This is a genomic window from Natrialba aegyptia DSM 13077 (assembly GCF_000337535.1).
Classification (GTDB): Archaea; Halobacteriota; Halobacteria; order Halobacteriales; family Natrialbaceae; genus Natrialba; species Natrialba aegyptia.
Map to the genome: position 1 here is coordinate 1 of NZ_AOIP01000059.1, position 16,827 is coordinate 16,827.

Annotated in this window: 17 protein-coding genes; 9 read left to right on the plus strand and 8 right to left on the minus strand. The window is 62.1% G+C overall.

Features of this window, described 5'->3' with window-relative positions:
• From C480_RS20130 to C480_RS20150, 5 genes are all read right to left on the minus strand, one after another.
• The coding region (locus C480_RS20130; RefSeq protein WP_006667501.1) for an AMP-binding protein at positions 1-293 on the minus strand (293 nt) is incomplete at its 3' end.
• A gap of 302 nt (positions 294-595) precedes the next feature.
• On the minus strand, positions 596-1,930 hold the full coding sequence (locus C480_RS20135) for a methyl-accepting chemotaxis protein (RefSeq protein ID WP_006667502.1): 1,335 nt from the start codon (positions 1,928-1,930) through the stop codon (positions 596-598).
• A gap of 411 nt (positions 1,931-2,341) precedes the next feature.
• Complete coding sequence (locus tag C480_RS20140) at positions 2,342-3,112, minus strand: IclR family transcriptional regulator (RefSeq protein ID WP_006667503.1); 771 nt, start codon at positions 3,110-3,112, stop codon at positions 2,342-2,344.
• Positions 3,113-3,298: 186 nt separating this feature from the next.
• A complete protein-coding gene (locus C480_RS20145; RefSeq protein WP_006667504.1) occupies positions 3,299-4,267 on the minus strand; it encodes an alpha-ketoacid dehydrogenase subunit beta in 969 nt (322 codons plus the stop codon).
• A gap of 4 nt (positions 4,268-4,271) precedes the next feature.
• A complete protein-coding gene (locus C480_RS20150) occupies positions 4,272-5,429 on the minus strand; it encodes a thiamine pyrophosphate-dependent dehydrogenase E1 component subunit alpha (RefSeq protein ID WP_006667505.1) in 1,158 nt (385 codons plus the stop codon).
• Between the two features lie 241 nt (positions 5,430-5,670).
• On the opposite strand from C480_RS20150, the gene C480_RS20155 reads away from it, so the two are divergent.
• The 4 genes from C480_RS20155 to C480_RS20170 are packed head-to-tail and all read left to right on the plus strand — an operon-like array spanning position 5,671 to position 9,117.
• Positions 5,671-6,678 (plus strand): ABC transporter substrate-binding protein, encoded by a 1,008-nt coding sequence (locus tag C480_RS20155; RefSeq protein WP_006667506.1) that lies wholly within the window; start codon positions 5,671-5,673, stop codon positions 6,676-6,678.
• Positions 6,679-6,696: 18 nt separating this feature from the next.
• Positions 6,697-7,542 (plus strand): ABC transporter ATP-binding protein, encoded by an 846-nt coding sequence (locus C480_RS22740; protein ID WP_006667507.1) that lies wholly within the window; start codon positions 6,697-6,699, stop codon positions 7,540-7,542.
• Positions 7,543-7,546: 4 nt separating this feature from the next.
• Positions 7,547-8,347, plus strand: a complete 801-nt coding sequence (locus C480_RS20165) for an ABC transporter permease (RefSeq protein WP_006667508.1) — start codon at positions 7,547-7,549, stop codon at positions 8,345-8,347.
• Positions 8,338-9,117, plus strand: coding sequence for an ABC transporter permease (locus tag C480_RS20170; RefSeq protein ID WP_006667509.1), 780 nt, complete (start codon positions 8,338-8,340; stop codon positions 9,115-9,117). Before C480_RS20165 ends, C480_RS20170 begins: the two co-directional genes overlap by 10 nt.
• Positions 9,118-9,324: 207 nt before the next feature.
• On the opposite strand, the gene C480_RS20175 is transcribed toward C480_RS20170, so the two are convergent.
• Positions 9,325-9,813, minus strand: a complete 489-nt coding sequence (locus tag C480_RS20175) for a DUF3237 domain-containing protein (RefSeq protein WP_006667510.1) — start codon at positions 9,811-9,813, stop codon at positions 9,325-9,327.
• A 172-nt stretch (positions 9,814-9,985) separates the two neighbouring features.
• On the opposite strand from C480_RS20175, the gene C480_RS20180 reads away from it, so the two are divergent.
• The 4 genes from C480_RS20180 to C480_RS20195 all read left to right on the plus strand — a co-directional run bounded on the left by C480_RS20180 (position 9,986) and on the right by C480_RS20195 (position 13,379).
• Entirely contained in the window at positions 9,986-10,387 is a 402-nt protein-coding gene (locus C480_RS20180) for an acyl-CoA thioesterase (protein ID WP_006667511.1), read from the plus strand.
• A gap of 227 nt (positions 10,388-10,614) precedes the next feature.
• On the plus strand, positions 10,615-11,334 hold the full coding sequence (locus C480_RS20185) for an ABC transporter ATP-binding protein (protein ID WP_049904121.1): 720 nt from the start codon (positions 10,615-10,617) through the stop codon (positions 11,332-11,334).
• Positions 11,331-12,035: an ABC transporter ATP-binding protein gene (locus tag C480_RS20190; protein ID WP_006667513.1), complete on the plus strand. Its 705-nt coding sequence runs from the start codon at positions 11,331-11,333 to the stop codon at positions 12,033-12,035. Before C480_RS20185 ends, C480_RS20190 begins: the two co-directional genes overlap by 4 nt.
• Positions 12,036-12,164: 129 nt before the next feature.
• A complete protein-coding gene (locus C480_RS20195; protein ID WP_006667514.1) occupies positions 12,165-13,379 on the plus strand; it encodes an ABC transporter substrate-binding protein in 1,215 nt (404 codons plus the stop codon).
• Positions 13,380-13,583: 204 nt separating this feature from the next.
• Here C480_RS20195 and C480_RS20200 read toward each other — a convergent pair whose 3' ends face one another.
• Positions 13,584-14,612, minus strand: coding sequence for a branched-chain amino acid ABC transporter permease (locus C480_RS20200; protein ID WP_006667515.1), 1,029 nt, complete (start codon positions 14,610-14,612; stop codon positions 13,584-13,586).
• A gap of 32 nt (positions 14,613-14,644) precedes the next feature.
• The gene (locus tag C480_RS20205; RefSeq protein ID WP_006107348.1) at positions 14,645-15,484 is read right to left on the minus strand and encodes a branched-chain amino acid ABC transporter permease; all 840 of its coding nucleotides are present in this window, start codon (positions 15,482-15,484) and stop codon (positions 14,645-14,647) included.
• 438 nt (positions 15,485-15,922) lie between these two features.
• Here C480_RS20205 and C480_RS20210 point away from each other — a divergent pair, with 438 nt between their 5' ends.
• Positions 15,923-16,690: an IclR family transcriptional regulator gene (locus C480_RS20210; RefSeq protein WP_006667516.1), complete on the plus strand. Its 768-nt coding sequence runs from the start codon at positions 15,923-15,925 to the stop codon at positions 16,688-16,690.
• The last annotated feature ends 137 nt before the right edge of the window (positions 16,691-16,827 follow it).

Sequence of the window (16,827 nt, forward strand, 5' to 3'; positions counted from 1 at the left end):
GCCCGCTCAGAGATGTGTATAAGAGACAGGTGGATACTCCGACCGCTACAGGGGAGCGCGAAGTAGAGTTCGTAGTGGCGGTGGTGGTTGAGCGCCATCACCGACAGTCGCGTTTCGGGGGAGACGCCGAGTTCGTCGAGTGCGTGTGCGAGTTGTCCCATTCGGTCGGACGCATCGGCGTACGTGTAGCGGTGGGTCCGTCCGTCGAGTTCTTCGGAGACGATTTCTTTGTGGGAAAAGAGGTCAGTGGCCCGTTCGAGCATGACCTGTAGTGTGAGTTCGTAATCGTTCATCGGGGGTCACCGTATGGGTGGATCGGAGCGAAGCTGACGCGGGCGATCCGTCCGTGCGATCGCGGGGTCGGGGTGTGGTGGGTACTGTCGGGAACGTCGTTCCTTCGGCCCGGGGCGATGTTCGCAAGGCCGCGTCTGACCGTGGAGCCGTTGGGCGAGGCGATTGCAGCGAGTTGTTGACTCGCGGTGGTACCGGCGTGGACGGTGGCGTATCGCCTACCCACAGACACCATTACGGAATCATGTGATGGGATAGCATATATACCTTTTGTAGAACAGTTTCTCGACGGTGCGGTCGGTGGCTACAGTTCCGCTTCGAGTTCGCGAACGGTATCGCGGACGTTGCGAACGCGTTCGGCTTGGCTGTCGTTGGTTTCGGAGAGCGTTTCGATCTCGGTTGCGATGTCCCGAATCTGGTCGACGGACGAGTCGAGCATGCTCGCGATCTCTTCGGCGCTTGCGGCTTGGTCGTCGGTTGCGTCGGCAATTTGATCGACGCCGGTGGCCGCCTCGGTGGCTGCGGTTTCGATTTCGGACTGTTTGTCGTCGACGACCCGTGCGTGTTCGATGGCGTCGTCGACGCGATCGAGCGTCGTTTCGACGCTTTCGATGGTTTCGGCGGTGTTGGTTCGAATCTCTCCGACGATGTCTTCGATGGTGTCGACTTCCGATTTCGATTGATCGGCGAGTTCTTTGACTTCGCTTGCGACGACGCGAAAGCCCGCGACGTTGGTGTCTGCCTGTGCCGCCTGAATGTTGGCGTTCAGCGCCAGTAGGTTGGTCTCGTCCGCGATATTGTCGATGACATCGACGACCGTATCGATTTCTTCGACCCGGTCTTCCAGGAGGCGACTGTTCTCGGCGAGCGTCGTCGTCGCGTCGCGAACCTCGTCGATCGAGGAGACGATTTCCGTGGTCGCCGCCCTGGATTCGTCGGCCAGTTCGGCCGCGGTCGCGCTCTGGTCGCTGACCTCGGTGGCGCTGGCGGCGATTTCCTCGACGGTCGCCGAGAGCGATTCCATCTCGTCGCGGACCGATTCGAGGTTCGCGACCTGGTCGTCGGCGAACGCTTCGAGTTCGGCGTTGGTCTCAGCGGTGGTCTCGCTCGCGGCGAGCAACTCTTCGACCGCACCGTTGACGGTATCACTGATCGATTCCTGCACGCGTTTTACGTCCTCGCGCTGTTCGACCAGATCGGTAACGATGCTCACGTACTCGAACGCGCCGATAACGTCGCCGTCGGGAGCTTCGAGGGGTGTCCCAGCGGCGCGAATGTGCCACTCGTCGCCATCGTTCTGACCGGATCGGACATCGTCCTCCCTGACCGATTCGCCCGTTCTGGCGATTTCTTCTGCCAGCGTTTCGTCGACCCCATCGGTCCCGATAACGTCGATCGCCTTCTCTCCGATAGCCCCCTCGTGGCTGATCCCGGTGAGCGCCGCGTGTTCCTCGTTCCAGTGGGTGATGACGCCGTCGTCGTTAACGACCAACACCGGTTCGGGGAACTCTTCGACTAACTGGTCGAAAAGGTGTCGCCAGAAGTTCCGTTCCGCTCGCAGCCGATCCGCTTCAGTTCGCGTATCCTCGCTCTCGGAGCGTGTGAGATCCGAGCGCGGGCGCAGACTCGTACTAGCCATTACGACCTGTTTGCTGAACAAGTACTAAATATCTACTGGCAGTTACGGCCGAAGGCGGGCCGGACGTCACAGCTATCGTGGTAACGACGCATTCGTCAGAAGCGAATACTCCTTCCGGACGACCGAAACATCATCGGAAAGGATTCCGGTTTCGGTACGGATATTTTTACATAGGTATGGTTGTAATACTCCGTATCAGCGTCGTCTCGGCTGTGAGAGACGAAACACAGCAAGTGAACGCATTTCTGCGGGTTGAACTCGAGCGACGATCAGGAACTCGTAGCCGAACAGGGGTTCGTATTTCACGAACGAGGGTCAGCGAGTTCCGAATCGAACAGCAGCCGGTTCATCGGCTCGTGACGTGGCGGGTCGAGAGGACGCGACCGGTCCGGCGGCGGATCGCCGTATCGGCTACGAGTACGTCTGGTTGAGTTCGATAATCGTCGCCGCATGGCGGAGTTTCGGCAGGATCGATTCCTGGATTCGGTCCTCGTCCAGTCGGCTGCTCGGACCGGAAACGCTGATCGCACCGGAGATCCGGTCGTCTCTAAAGACGGGCACTGCGACGCAGTGTAACCCGTTGATACGCTCTTCCCGGTCGTACGCGACCTCCTGCTGTCTGATCGTTTCGAGTTCGTCGAGCAGCGGCTCCCGGTCGGTGATCGTCCGGTCCGTTTTCGCCGGGAGACCGTGACTGTCGATGATCTGTTCTCGTCGCTCCGGCGGGAGATAGGCGAGTACGGTCTTGCCGAGCGCCGTCGTATGCAAGTGCACGCATTGGCCGGTGTAGGAATCGATACTGACGGCATCCGAGCCTCGCTCTCGGACGATGAACACACCGTACCCGTTCTCTTCGACGAGGAGATTGGCCAGTTCACCGGTCTCGTCGGCGACGGTTCTGAGTTCGGGTTTGCCGACGTCGTACAGCTTCTTTTGCGTTCGAGCGTACGCCCCGAGGTCGAGGAACCGAAGGCCGAGTTCGTACGTCCGGCCGTCACTGACGACGTAGCCCTCGTGTTCCAGCGTTTTGAGATAGTTGTAAGCGCTGCTCTTTGGCAGCTCGAGTCGGTCGGCGATTGCCGTTACGGTCGCCCCGTCGAGTTCTTTGAGCGCTTCGACGATTCGAAACGTCGTCTGTGCCGTTTTCACGGGTGTTTCCGGTTTCGTGTCGCTCGTTGTCATTATACACGATAGACCGTTCGCAATGTACTAATAGCTATTCGTCCCTGGCAACTGTTTCGACGGCCGACGCAGTTCGTTCACGATCGGGGACGACCGTCGAAACGCCCGCTTCTCCCGATTCGGTCGTCGAGACCACGTCAGACACGGGTCCGAAGCCGAGGCCGACCCGTCCTTGCTCGAGTCCCGTCAGTAGGAGACGGTTTTCGTGATCGCTTCCTCGATCCGTGGCGGGTGCGGAACGTAATAGTCCTCCATCGAGAGCAACGGAACGGGGATGTCGAAGCCGGTCACGCGCTCGATCGGCGCCTCCAGATACAGCAAGACCTCGTCGTTGATCGTCGCGACGAGTTCGCCGGCGAACCCGCCCGTCTTGGCCGCCTCGTGGACCACGACGCAGCGGCCGGTCTTTCGAACCGACTCGGTGATCGTCTCCCGGTCGAGCGGGGAGATCGTCCGCAGGTCGATCACCTCGGCGTCGACGCCGTCGAGGTTGTCGACGGCCTCGAGCGTCTTGTGCATCATCGCACCCCACGAGACGACGGTCACGTCGTCGCCTTCCCGCCGGATCGCCGCTTCGCCGAGCGGCTCGGTGTAGGCTCCCTCGGGGATGTCCTCGCGCAGCGAACGGTAGACGTGTTTCGGCTCCATGAACAGAACCGGATCGGGATCGCGAATGGCGCTGATGAGCATCCCCTTGGCGTCGTGCGGCGTCGACGGGATCGCGACCGTAAGCCCCGGAACGTGGCCGTACGCTCCCTCCAGACTCTCGGAGTGGTGTTCGAGCGCCCTGACGCCGGCCCCGTAGGGCGTCCGAACGACCATCGGCGCGGTGAGTTCGCCGCGCGTTCGCCACCGAATCCGGCTGGCGTTCGTGACCAACTGGTCGAACGCCGGCGGCAGAAAGCCGGAGAACTGAATCTCCGCGATCGGTCGGAACCCGTGAGTCGCCAGGCCGACCGCGCTACCGACGATCGCGATCTCCGAGAGGGGCGTATCGAGGACCCGGTCCGACCCGAACGCCGCTAAGAGCCCGTCCGTCGCCCGAAAGACGCCGCCGGACTCGGCAACGTCCTGCCCGAAGACCAGCGTCCGGTCGTCGTTTCGCATCTCCGCGTGCAGTGCGTCGTTGATCGCATCGATGATTGTTGCGTTCATGACATTACCCCTTCGGCCGCTGTTCGATGAACTCGTACATGTCCGGTCGCTCCTCCAGCAGGTCGCGCAATTCCTCGAGTTGGCGCTCCAACTCGGGCGGCATCTCCTCGTGGAGGTACGCGAAGAGTTCGTCGATGCCGCGTTCCTCGACGGCGTCGGCGGCGTCGACAGCCTCGTCGAACTCCGCCTCGACCTCCTCACGGATCGTGTCCTCGTCGATCGCGTCCCAGCGTCCGGTCCGCTCCAAGAACGCCCGGTATCGCGCTAACGGATCGCGTTCCTCCCACTCGTCGACCTCGTCGCCGGAGCGATACCGCGTCGGATCGTCGCTCGTCGTGTGCGCGCTGCGCCGGTAGGTGACGGCTTCGACCAGAACTGGCGCTCCCTCGAGGGCGCGTTCGCGAGCCGTCGAAACCGCGTTGTAGACCGCGAGCACGTCGTTGCCGTCGACGCGGATGCCGTCGACGCCGTACGCCAGGGCCTTCTGGGCGACCGTCTCGGCGTTCGTCTGTTCGTCGAACGGCAGCGAGATCGCGTACTGGTTGTTCTGACAGAAGAATACGGCCGGGACACCGAGGACGCCGGCGAAGTTCAGCCCCTCGTGGAACGCGCCGGTCGAGGTCGCCCCGTCGCCGAGATTCGCGAACGCGATGGCGTCCTCGCCGTCGAGTTCGAGTCCCCAGGCCTTGCCGGTCGCAAGCGGGATGTGCGACCCGATCGAGATGGCCATGCCGAAGACGTTCGCCCCCTCCATTCGGGAGGCGTCTTCGACGCCCCGCCAGTACAACAGCAGGTCGCGCATCGAGAGACCGTGTAACAACAACGCGCCGGCCTCGCGTCCGTACGGAAAGATCCAGTCGTCGCGCGAGAGTGCGTAGCCGCTGCCGATGATGCTGGCCTCCTGACCGTGGCCGGACGCGATCGTCCCGAGGCGGCCGCGTCGCTGGAGTTTCGTCGCTCGCTCGTCGTAGATGCGTTGCAGAAGCATCCAGCGGTAGAGATCGCGGAAGGCCTCGTCGTCGAGATCCGGAACTCGTTCGGCGTCGAACGAGCCGTCGGAACGTACCACGCGGTACGTTTCGATCTCTAGATCACCCTGCGAGAGCGGATCGACGCCGATGTCGGCCGCTGCTGGAGGCACTGTTCGTGGGCTGTCGTCCATAGTACGCCTCAACATGGCTCCATCAGCCGTATAAATCTTTGCGACTGATTCTCAACGGCAGTTACACGAGTGCAAGACGCGGTTTCATGAAGACAAGGCGCGGCCCGATGGACCGCCGAGCGACGAAAGCCCGCCGCATGGTTATCACCTCTTTCGCCGACCGAATCGGCGATCCGTGCCCGGCGTCGTGAGTGCCGGTTGATCACAATCTTTTTACCACCTTACGAGAATTGAGAGGTGTATGCTACCACGTGACAGGAGGACATTCCTCAAGAGTGGGGCCACAGCCACCGTCGGCCTGACCGGACTGGCCGGCTGTCTCGGCGGGGGAAGCGGTGATGGGACGCTCGGATTCAACTTCACCGTCCCGGTCGAGAACCTGGGTTCCTTGCTGGATATCCCCGACATCCAGGACCAACTCGACAACATCGGTGCGGAGTACGAACTCGACGTCTCGCAGAACTCGAGCACTCCGGATTCGTTGAACGCGCTGGCAGCCGGGGAGTCCGATCTCTGTCTCGTGACGACGGTGAGTTACGCCTCCGCGGTGGTGCAGGAAGCCGTCCCCGGAAACATCACGATGCTCGCGACGGACTTCTGGGACGCACACGCGGACCACTACGGGTTCACGATCTTCTCACGTAGCGACTCGGACATCACCGAACCGGCGGATATGGAGGGAGCGACGCTTGGCGTCAACGCTCTGGGAACCGGAATCCACTCGGTGTACCAGCGCCAACTCCTCGATCTCGGACTCGATCCCGACGAAGACGTCGAGTTCGTCGAGCAGGATTTTCCGACGTTCACGGCCGGGCTTGAGGACGGCATCTTCGACGTTGCGATCTACCCCGCGCTGTTCGCGCCCCAGGCTCGAGACAACGGCTTCAATGAGGTGTTCTCCAGTCAGGACGTCTGGGACGAGGCGTATCCGTTCGCGTACATCGTCGCCTCGAACACCGCTCTCGAAGAGAAAGAGTCGGCCGTGCGGTCGTGGATGGAAGACTACGTTACGGTCGTCGACTACATGTTCGAGAACCGCGACGAGGTCGTCTCCCTGGCCAGCGACCACTTCGAACTTCCCGAACCGGTAGTCGATTCGTTCTTCCTGACCGAGGCGGATTACTACCGGGACGATATCGAGATCGATACCGAGCGCCTCCAGTACGCGATGGACGAGATGCACGACATGGGGTTCACCGACGACACGTTCGACGTCGAGGAGTACGCGACCAACGAGTACCTCCCGTGAGGACCACGAGATCCGACCATGAACCGAACGCAGGCCCACCGACAGCACCCCCCGAACGCAAAATCGACGCACGAGACGATGGTTGACGGACACGTGACGATCACCGAACTCGAAAAAGTGTACGAGTCGGGAGACGAACGAACGACGGCGATCGAGGACTTCTCGGTGACGGTTCCGAGCGGCGAGTTCCTCGGCGTCGTCGGTCCGAGCGGCTGTGGCAAGAGTACGCTACTCTATCTCGTCGCCGGCTTTCTCGAACAGACGACGGGAACGATCGCCGTCGACGGCGACCCGATCGACGGCCCCGGGACCGACCGCGGCGTCGTCTTCCAGGACTACGCGCTCTTTCCGTGGCGAACGGTCATGGGAAACGTCACGTACGGACTCGAAGAAAAGGGCGTCGGCAAGGAAGAGCGTCGGGCGACCGCCCAGCGGTTCATCGACATGATGGACCTCGACGGCTTCGAGGACAAGTACCCGAAAGAGCTGTCCGGCGGGATGAAACAGCGCGTCGCGCTCGCCAGAACGCTCGCGTACGATCCGAAGATCCTCCTGATGGACGAACCCTTCGGCGCGCTCGACCAACCGCTTCGCGAATCGCTCCAGGACCACCTCATCGACATCTGGCGCGACCTCGAAAAGACGGTCATCTTCATCACCCACGACGTCGAGGAGGCGGTGTATCTCTCCGAACGCGTGCTGATCATGACCCGCCACCCGGGGACCAAAAAGACCACCGTCGGTATCGACCTGGACCGCACGCAGCCCCGCGAAGAACTCGTTCTGTCCGACGAGTACACCGCCACGAAGAACGATGTGTGGCAATCGCTTCGGGAAGAAACGACGCCCGGAGGAGAACGCTGAGCGCATGTCGTACGCCGACTTCCGACTGGAGACAGTTGTGGAAACGATACCGAATCCACTCAGACGGATCGTCCGATTCGCCTTCGAGTGGATTCCGATCGCGATCGTCGCGGGACTGTGGGAACTGGCGAGCGGAACCGCCGTTTCGAGCGAGATTCTGCCCCCGCCGTCCGCCGTCTTCGCGGTCTCGTGGGAGTTGCTCGTTTCCGGACGGATCCTCCCGCACTTGCAGGTGTCGCTCTACCGGATCGGCGTCGGACTCGGCCTGAGCATCGTCGTCGGCGTCGCACTCGGCGTCGGAATGGCCCGCGTGAAGCCGATCGAGAACTTCTTCGAGGTGTTCCTGGCGCTGATCTACCCCGTCCCGAAGGCCGCACTCGTGCCGCTTGCGATCCTCTGGCTCGGCGTCGGTACGGAGACGGCGATCCTGATCGTCTTCCTCGCCTGTTTGCTTCCGATCGTCCTGAACAGCTACAACGCCGCGCAAAACGTCGATCGAAACCTGCTCTGGTCGGCGCGGATGATGGGAATGCCCGCGTGGAAACTCCCGATCAAGGTCGTCGTCCCGGCGACGATACCGAGTATCCTCACCGGGATTCGACAGGCGATCCCGATCGCGTTCATCGCGCTGGTCAGCGCCGAACTCATCGCCTCGAACCGCGGCGTCGGCTTCGAAATCCTGCGGCACGGGCAGATCGGAAACTACACGTCGATGTTCGCCGTCCTCGTCGTCATCTCCGGGACGGCGTTCGTCGCCGTCCGCGGCTACGAGTGGCTCGAACGGAGGGTGGTCACATGGACGTGACCAGAACGGTCGGCCTCGATCGCAACGACGCGATCGCCGCCGCCAAATCGATCTACTCGCTCGTACTGCTGTTGCTCCTGTGGGAGTTCGTCGCGCAGTACGACATGGTCCACTCCTACTTCCTGCCGCCGTTATCGGACGTGCTGGCTACGTTCTACGAGTTGACTGCCGACGGCACGATGCTCGAACACGCGTACCTGACGTTCCGCCGGGCGATGGCCGGTCTCCTGCTCGCGTGTCTCCTCGGTATCGTCGTCGGCGTGCTCGCCGCCCGGAACCGCATCGTGGGCTGGTTCTGGGACCCGATCATCGAGGTCGGCTACCCGGTGCCGGTGATCGCGCTCGTTCCCGTCTTCATGTTCTGGTTCGGAACCGGCGACCTGCCGAAGATCATGCTGGTCGCCGTCGGCTGCTTCTGGCCGGTCGCGATCAACGCCCGCAACGCGACCCGCGAGGTCGACGAGAACCTCGTCTGGTCGGCGCGAATGATGGGGACCTCGGATCGCCGACTGCTCCGACGGGTCGTCGTTCCGGCGGCAGCACCAGGGATCATCTCGGGCGTCCAAATCGCGCTGCCGATCGCGCTGATCGTCACGTTCGTCTTCGAGATGGTCGCCGGCGGCGGCGGGCTGGGCCACCTCGAAATCCAGGGCGTCCGGTCGTTCGAGTCGGCGCAGGTGTACGCGTCGCTCATCGCCATTATGATCGTGGGATTCACCCTCGACCGCGGGCTGCGATACCTTCGCGGCCGGCTCCTCGCGTGGACCTGACCGACGGAGACCACAGATCGGCAGCCGCTCACGAACGGGTTACTGCCGACCTCGAACTGTCGTCACTGGTCGGCTCCCTGAACTCGTTACGGCCTGGGGTGAATCACACTATCCGGTTCATCGGTGGACACCGTATTGCCGGTGAAAATACCGACGCTGCGGGCGCTATCGCGGAAAAACAAGCCTCACGCGGACGAGAGAAAACGGCTATCCGACGCGATACACCGCCAGCCTGACGCCTGTCGGCTGGCGTGTTCCGGCGGCGACGAAGACGTGCCGCGTGAGCCAGTCTAGTTCCGGGTCGGCGGTTTCGAACGACGGCACCGAGCGAAAGTAGACGGCATCGGGATCGACCGGATCGCCGTCTCGGAGCCGTTCGCTCGCCTCCGACGGAGCCCGCCGGATGCCGCGATTTTCCACGTACACTCGCGAGTCACCGTCGGTCTCGAAGGCGTACTTCGCTACCAACTCCGTCGGCCGTTCGGCCCGAAAGAGCTGGTAATCCGCGCCGGCCGACAGCACTCGTCCGTTACACCGACCCGTCACTGTACCGCCGCTAATCGGGATGATGCGACGGTGTCCGTCGCCCGTCTCGCCGATCTCGATCGGTTCTTCGACCTCGACGGTCAACTCGAGAACGCGCTCGAGTTCAGGTTCGGGTGCGGACGCTCCGTGTGAATTGTGATCGTCACCCATGAAAAGAAACGTGAACGCGCCGATACATAACTATTGTCGGTTGAGGTGGGCGGCTGCCGTCACCGGGGCGAACCGAACGAGGGGGTGGGTACCAGTGTCCGAGGACGGACTGATCCGTCGGCGGCGTTCGAGAATTCTTATAGGACTCGACCCTCTCAGTACGAGACACCACATGAGTTTCACACGAACGTGGACGGTTCGATTCTCGGACACGGATCCGTTCGGCATCGCACACTACCCGCGGATGATCGACGCGATCCACGAAACCTCGGATATGCTCATGGAATCGATCGGCTGGCCCTTCTGGGAACTGACCGACGAACACGGGATCGGGCTCCCGCTCGTCTCGATGGAGTTCGACTTTACGGGCCAGGTAGAAGCCGGCGACAACGTCGAGATCGAACTGACTCCCTCGGTCGGCGAATCGAGCGTGCAACTGGAGTACCGAGCCACGCACGACGATACCGTCGTCTTCAGCGGGACGGAACACCGCGTCTGCGTTCCCGTCGACGGCGACGGCGGCGTGCCGGTCCCCAACGAACTCAGAACTGCTCTCGACGGCGTTCGCGACTGAGTCGTTCCGGTAAAACGCTGTGGACGATGGGTGCGGACGATGAGATCGCGAGTTGGAGACGAACGAGTTCGCGGCACCGACGGACGGGTGTCCCATACCGATGCGGGCGACCTGTGAAGCGAACTCGTCGGAAGCGTTGTGGTTCGGCGAGCGGTTGTCAGCGTCTATCGCCACCCATGCGTTTCGTTACCACATCATTTATGACGGATGCGTCGAAAGCGCAGAGCATGCTTCGGGTGACGAGCGTTAGCAAATCGTTCGGCGGGCTGGTCGCCGTCGACGACGTAACTTTCGAGATCGGAGACGAGGAGATCGTCGGATTGATCGGGCCGAACGGAGCCGGCAAGACGACGCTATTCAACGCGATTACGGGCGTCCATCCGCCCACCGAGGGGACGATCATCCTGGACGAGACGGAGCTTACCGGCAGCAAACCACACGAAATCGCGAGGGCCGGCGTTGCCAGGACTTTCCAGACGGCACGGACGTTCGACGAGGCGACCGTCGTCGAGAACGTCGCCATCGGCGCCGTCTTCGGCAACGGCGATTCGAAAGCCCGCGCCGAAACGCGGGCCTACGAACTGCTCGAGTTCATCGGCCTCGACGAGCAGTCCCACGACCCGGTCGGCGAACTCAACATCGCGGACCGGAAACTGCTCGAGCTCGCCCGGGCGCTTGCGACCGAGCCGGCGTTCGTCCTCGTCGACGAAATCGGCAGCGGTCTCACGCCGACTGAACTCGAGACGCTGACGGAGACGTTAGAGCGCATCCGTTCCGAGCGCGGGATCTCCGTCTTCTGGATCGAGCACATCGTCGATGCGATCATGGGTGCGACGGATCGGATCATCGTTCTCAATCAGGGCGCGAAGATCGCCGACGGAACGCCCGCGGAGGTGCAGTCCGATCAACAGGTTGCCGAGGCGTACCTCGGCGGGGTGGAGGTATGACGCTGCTCGAGGTCGACGGAATCGACGTCTCCTATGGCGATCTGCAGGTGCTCTGGGATGCGTCGATGGCAATTGAGAAGTCGGATTCGGTCGTGACGCTGGTCGGTCCGAACGGCGCGGGCAAGACGACGCTGCTCAGAACGCTCTCGGGCCTACTCGAGCCGTCCGCCGGGACGATCGAGATTCTCGGCTCGGATATCTCGACCCGTCGCGCCGAGGAAATCGTCGACCTCGGCTTCGTCCACGTGCCCGAGGAGCGAAATCTCTTCGACGAGATGACGGTCGCCGAAAACCTGCGGATGGGATCGTACAAACACCGTGACGAGTTCGAGGAGACGCACGCGGAAGTCGTCGAGATGTTCCCCGTTCTCGAGGAGCGCCGCGAGCAGAAGGCGGGGACGTTAAGCGGCGGCGAACAGCAGATGCTCGCGATCGGCCGCGGGTTGATGGCACAACCCAACATCCTCGCGCTGGACGAACCGTCCGGTGCGCTCGCCCCGCAACTCGCCGAGCGGGTGTTCGAGAAGATCGAAGAGATCAGTACGGACGTGACCGTCTTGCTCGTCGAGCAACACGTCGATCGGGCGCTCGAACTCGCGGACCGGGCCTACCTGCTAGAGAACGGGCGCATCGCCGCCGAGGGAACGGGGTCGGAGTTACTCCAGAGCGACCACGTCGTGGAGGCGTATCTCCGCGGCTAGCACGCAGCGGTCCCCGAACCGGGCCGACGGCGTCCCATGAGTGCCGCGAGCAGGCACCAACTCACTCGCGAGCGGACCGGCGACAAAAAGATTGAAGGATGGCAAGTGTGAGTTGGTACCGTGGTACAAATGCCAGAGACGGGATTACACCGAATACAGCGTCGAACGGTGCTGAAATCGACCGGTGCCGGCGTCGGGATCGGACTTATGGCCGGGTGCATGGGCGGGAGCGGGGGCGGCGATACACACACTATTGCGGGGCTACAGCCCCACTCGGGACCCTTTGCCCTGTACGGAGACGCCCACACGGCGGGAATCGAGTTCGCGATCGAGGAGATCAACGCCGACGGCGGCATCCTCGATCAGGAACTCGAACATATCGCGGAGGACACCGGGTCGGAACCGAGCGAGGCGGTGACGATCCTCAACCGGCTCGTCGAAACTGAGGACGCCGTCGCCGCCGTCGGCCCGGTCTCGAGCGACGTGGGAGTGCTGACCTCGGAGAACGCCGAAGAACTCGAGGTGCCGCTGTTCTTGCACACGTCGGGCGACATCGAGATTCTCTCGCGGAACTCGAGCTACACGTTCCGGACGGCGCTGCCGCCCGCGCCGGCGTTCATCCAGGCCGTCGCGGACATCATCGAAGACAACGGGTACGAGACGATCGGAGCGATCAACGCCGACTACGCGTGGGGCATCGCAGCCGAGGAAGCCATCGAGCAAACCTTCCCGAGCGGTATCGACCTCACGATGCGGACGGCACCGCAGGGGGAGAGCGATTTCGCGCCGTACCTCCGCGATATGCCGAGCGATCTGGACGTGCTGGTCGGCTCGGGACATCCGCCGGGACTGAACGACATGTTCAGTCAGATGATGGAGGTCGGGCTCGAACCCGAACTGATGACCGGGGCCGTCGATCCGCCCGAGACGAATTACAACGGGATCGGGGACGCCGTCGCGAACGGGTTCACGTTCGGTCACCTTCCGGACGTGTACTCCGAGGAGTACCGGGAGATCGCCGACCGGTTCTACGAGGAGACGGGCGGTTATTTCGGCCCGACGCAGGCAGCCGGATACGTCACGGTGCAGTTGATCGCGGAGGCGATGCGCCAACAGGAGTCGGCCGATCCACAGGACGTTGCAGCGGGAACGCGCCAACTCGAGTTCGACACGATCTACGCCGAACCGGTCCAGTATACGGAGTGGGGTGAGCTGGACAACTACTCGCTGATCTGGAGCGGGTTCGAGACGCAGGCACCGGCGTATTATCCGGACGGCGACTTCGATCTGCACGAGGTCTACCGGACGGATACCCTCTCGGCGATCGATCCGAGGGAATGGTAGCCCGGGACGGCTATAGTGCAACTGAAACGCTTCACACCGATCGTACAGCCCCCGTGCGATCGGGTGTGCAGTGACTTTCAGTGGGGACTGTCGCATACTGCTCTCTTTTTGGGATGGGAGTCGCGGTCACGTGCGTGCCCTGCGGTGGTCGAGAAAATGCGCAGGAGAGCTGACGGGAGATGACGGGGGTTGTGCCCCTTCTCGCTAGCTTTCGCGCCACGTCGCGATCCGCTCGCGAGTTCGGAATCGATCGTTCAGGATGCGGTCCGCGAACGGGACGACGCCCTGTCGGAAATAGAGGAAGAGGACGATCAGGAGTGCGCCGAAGATCACCGTTCGCCACTCTCCCGTGGATGCCAGTCCTTCGTCTATCCAGATGACGAGTCCGGCCCCAACGAGTGGCCCGAGGAGTGTCCGCATCCCACCGACGATAAGGATGATCAGGACGAGCACGTCGATCACCTGGAACTCGAACAGGCCGGGGATAACGAATCCCTCCAGTTGCGCGTACAGCGGACCGACGAGCCCGATGATGAAGGCGCTGGTGAACCCCGCGAGAACCTTGTACCGGACCACGTCGACGCCGATCGATTCGGCGGCGACCTCGTCCTGTCGGATCGCGTCGAAGGCCAATCCGTACGTCGAGTTGCGAAGCCACTCGTAGAAGGCGAACGTCGCGCCGAGGAGCGCGAGCACGAGGTAATAGAGGATCACGTGCTCGTGGATGCCGAACCCCTCCTGGAGCGACTCGAATCCGAGGCCCGAGAAGATGAGCCCGGTGCTCCCGCCGGTGATGTCGCGGGCACCGACGAAGAACTCGATGACCGCAAACTGCAGCGCGAGGGTCAAGATTGCGATCAGGATGACGGTAAACTGGAGCCTCGCCGCAACGTAACAGACGAGCGCACCGATTACGCCGGTCAGGACGGCACCGACGAGGAGCGTCGCCCACGGCGAGACGCCGAACGCCTCTGCCGAGAGCGCGGTAGTATACGCGCCGATTCCAGTCAGTGCACCAACGAACAGGAACAGTTGGTCCGTGTGTCCGAAGACGATGTTGAGCGCCATCGCGAGCGTCGCGAAAATCGCTGCGAGGATGATCAGTCGGGAAACGTACGTCGCACCCTCGCGGAAGACGACCGGAGGAACGAGTGCGAGTAGTCCCAGGACGAGCGGTAACCGAATTGTCTCCCAATCAGTGCCACCGACGCGGGTGAGTAGTGCGTGTATCATTGGTATTCCAGTGTCCGTGTGTACCGAGTTCGTTATGCGACCTGCTCCGGCTGGAGCAGCAGTGCGACGATCGCGGCCGCGAACAGAGCGATTTCGGCGACGTATGCGCCGACGTACGCGCTCGTGAACGTGGCAATGAGACCGAGGACGAGTCCCGCCGCGACCGCACCGACGATGCTCGTCACGCCGCCGACGATGGACACGATCAGCGCCAGGATCGTCAGCTCGAATCCCTCCGCTGCACCGACCTGCTGGGTGAAACTGTAGAGTATCCCCGCGACCGCCGCGATGGACGCGCTGAGTACGAACACGAGCGTTCGCATCTTTCGCGGGCTGATTCCGCAGAGAACCGCTCCGGTCTCGTCCTGCAGAACCGTTCGCGTCGCCCGTCCGAGGTACGTTCGGCGAAAGAAGTAATACAGCCCCGCGAACAGAGCGAGACTGATTACAATAATCGCGATCGAGGAACCTCGGATCTGTGCACCGAAGACCGTCGTCGACGGAACGCCGACGGACAGCGAGTACGACGACGGACGAGCGATAACGAGCAGTCCGTCGAGGAGCGTCGCCAACCCGAGCGTGACGAAAATCCCGAGCAACACCCGCTCTTCGCCCTCGGATCGGTAGACGAACGAGAGCAGCGACTTGTCGACGACCAGGCCGAGTCCGGTGACGGCGACGACGGCGAGGACGATCGAGAGCGGGAGACTCGACGTGATCCCGAGGAGTTCGATCGCGATGACGACCGCGATCGCCGAAAAGACCCCGATCGAAAGGTTGAGCACGCCACCGAGTCCGAACACGATCGTGATTCCGAGTCCGAGCAGAGCCAGGACGAGCCCCTGTGTGATCCCGTCGATCGCAAATTCCATTAGCTGTGTTACCGACGCTGATACCATTACAGGTGTGCTATCACATCACCATATCTTATACATTGTGGTCGACCGGGCGGCCACACACCGCTGTTGTGATAGCGACTCGTGTGGACACGCCGGATTGTGCCACGAGTTCAGACCACACAGGTCGTTCGCTCTCAGGAAACGCATCCCCCATCTCGGATGATCTATAATTTATGATCATCCCCCTCCGCTGAGAATCCCGTGCAACGAGTTCATATCGGGTTCATGAACTGTTGGCGCGAGTTTCGCAGCGTATTTTACACCAGTACACCTGTAATCGTATTGCGGCGAAATATTGTTGAGAGGCCAACTACTCCGTTTCGTCACAGCGAACAAGCGAGATTTGTTTCCCGGTCCGATCTACTAGAAGTCTTGAGCATCTCTTATATAGATGCGACAGAAAGAATTCCTATGGAAAATCGTGATATCGGTGGACGATCAATCAAATCGGACGAGACACTGTTCGCCATCATCGAATGCCTGAAGCGAACGAACAGCGCAGGCGTCACCGAACTCGCCAATCAGCTCGATCTCGCAAAGAGCACCGTTCACAAACACCTCGTGGCGCTCGAACGCCACCGGTACGTGGTCAAAGAGGACGGTCAGTATCGTCTCGGACTCCAGTTTTTCACCGCCGGCATCCACGTTCGGAACCAGTACGAGGTCTATCACGCCGCCAAGAATCGAGTCGACAGGCTCGCAGCCGAGACGAACGAGGCGGCCTGGCTCATCGTTCACGAAAACGGGATGGGGATGTTCATCTACGGCGTTGCCCACAACGAGGCGTTCACCTTCGACTCGACGATCGGCACGTGGGTCTACTTACACGCGAACTCGGCCGGCAAGGCGATCCTGGCTCACCTCCCCGACGACGAAGTCTCGGCGATCATCGACCGCCACGGACTGCCGGCACAAACCGAGAACACGATCACCGATCGCGAGACCCTGCTCGACGAACTCGCGGATGTTAGAGACCGCGGCTACGCGATGAACGCACAGGAGGACCTTCGAGGACTGCACGCGATCGCATCGCCGGTCATCACCGACGGCCGGCCGGTCGCGGCCGTCACCATCGCGGGTGCCGCAAACCGGGTTACGGAGGAGCGGATCGAAGACGATCTGTCCGAGCGCCTGCTCGAAGCGGTCGACGACGTCGAACTGCGACTGGTGTACGGGTGACAGCCGCACCCGTCGTCTGGTTGAGCGAGTAAAGGTATCAACCGACGAAGTCGGGCCGAATCGTGCGGGTGGGACGCTTTTGGAAGCTCGGAACGCTGTCCGAAGCAGCACGCCGAGCGGCAACGAATCGCGACACC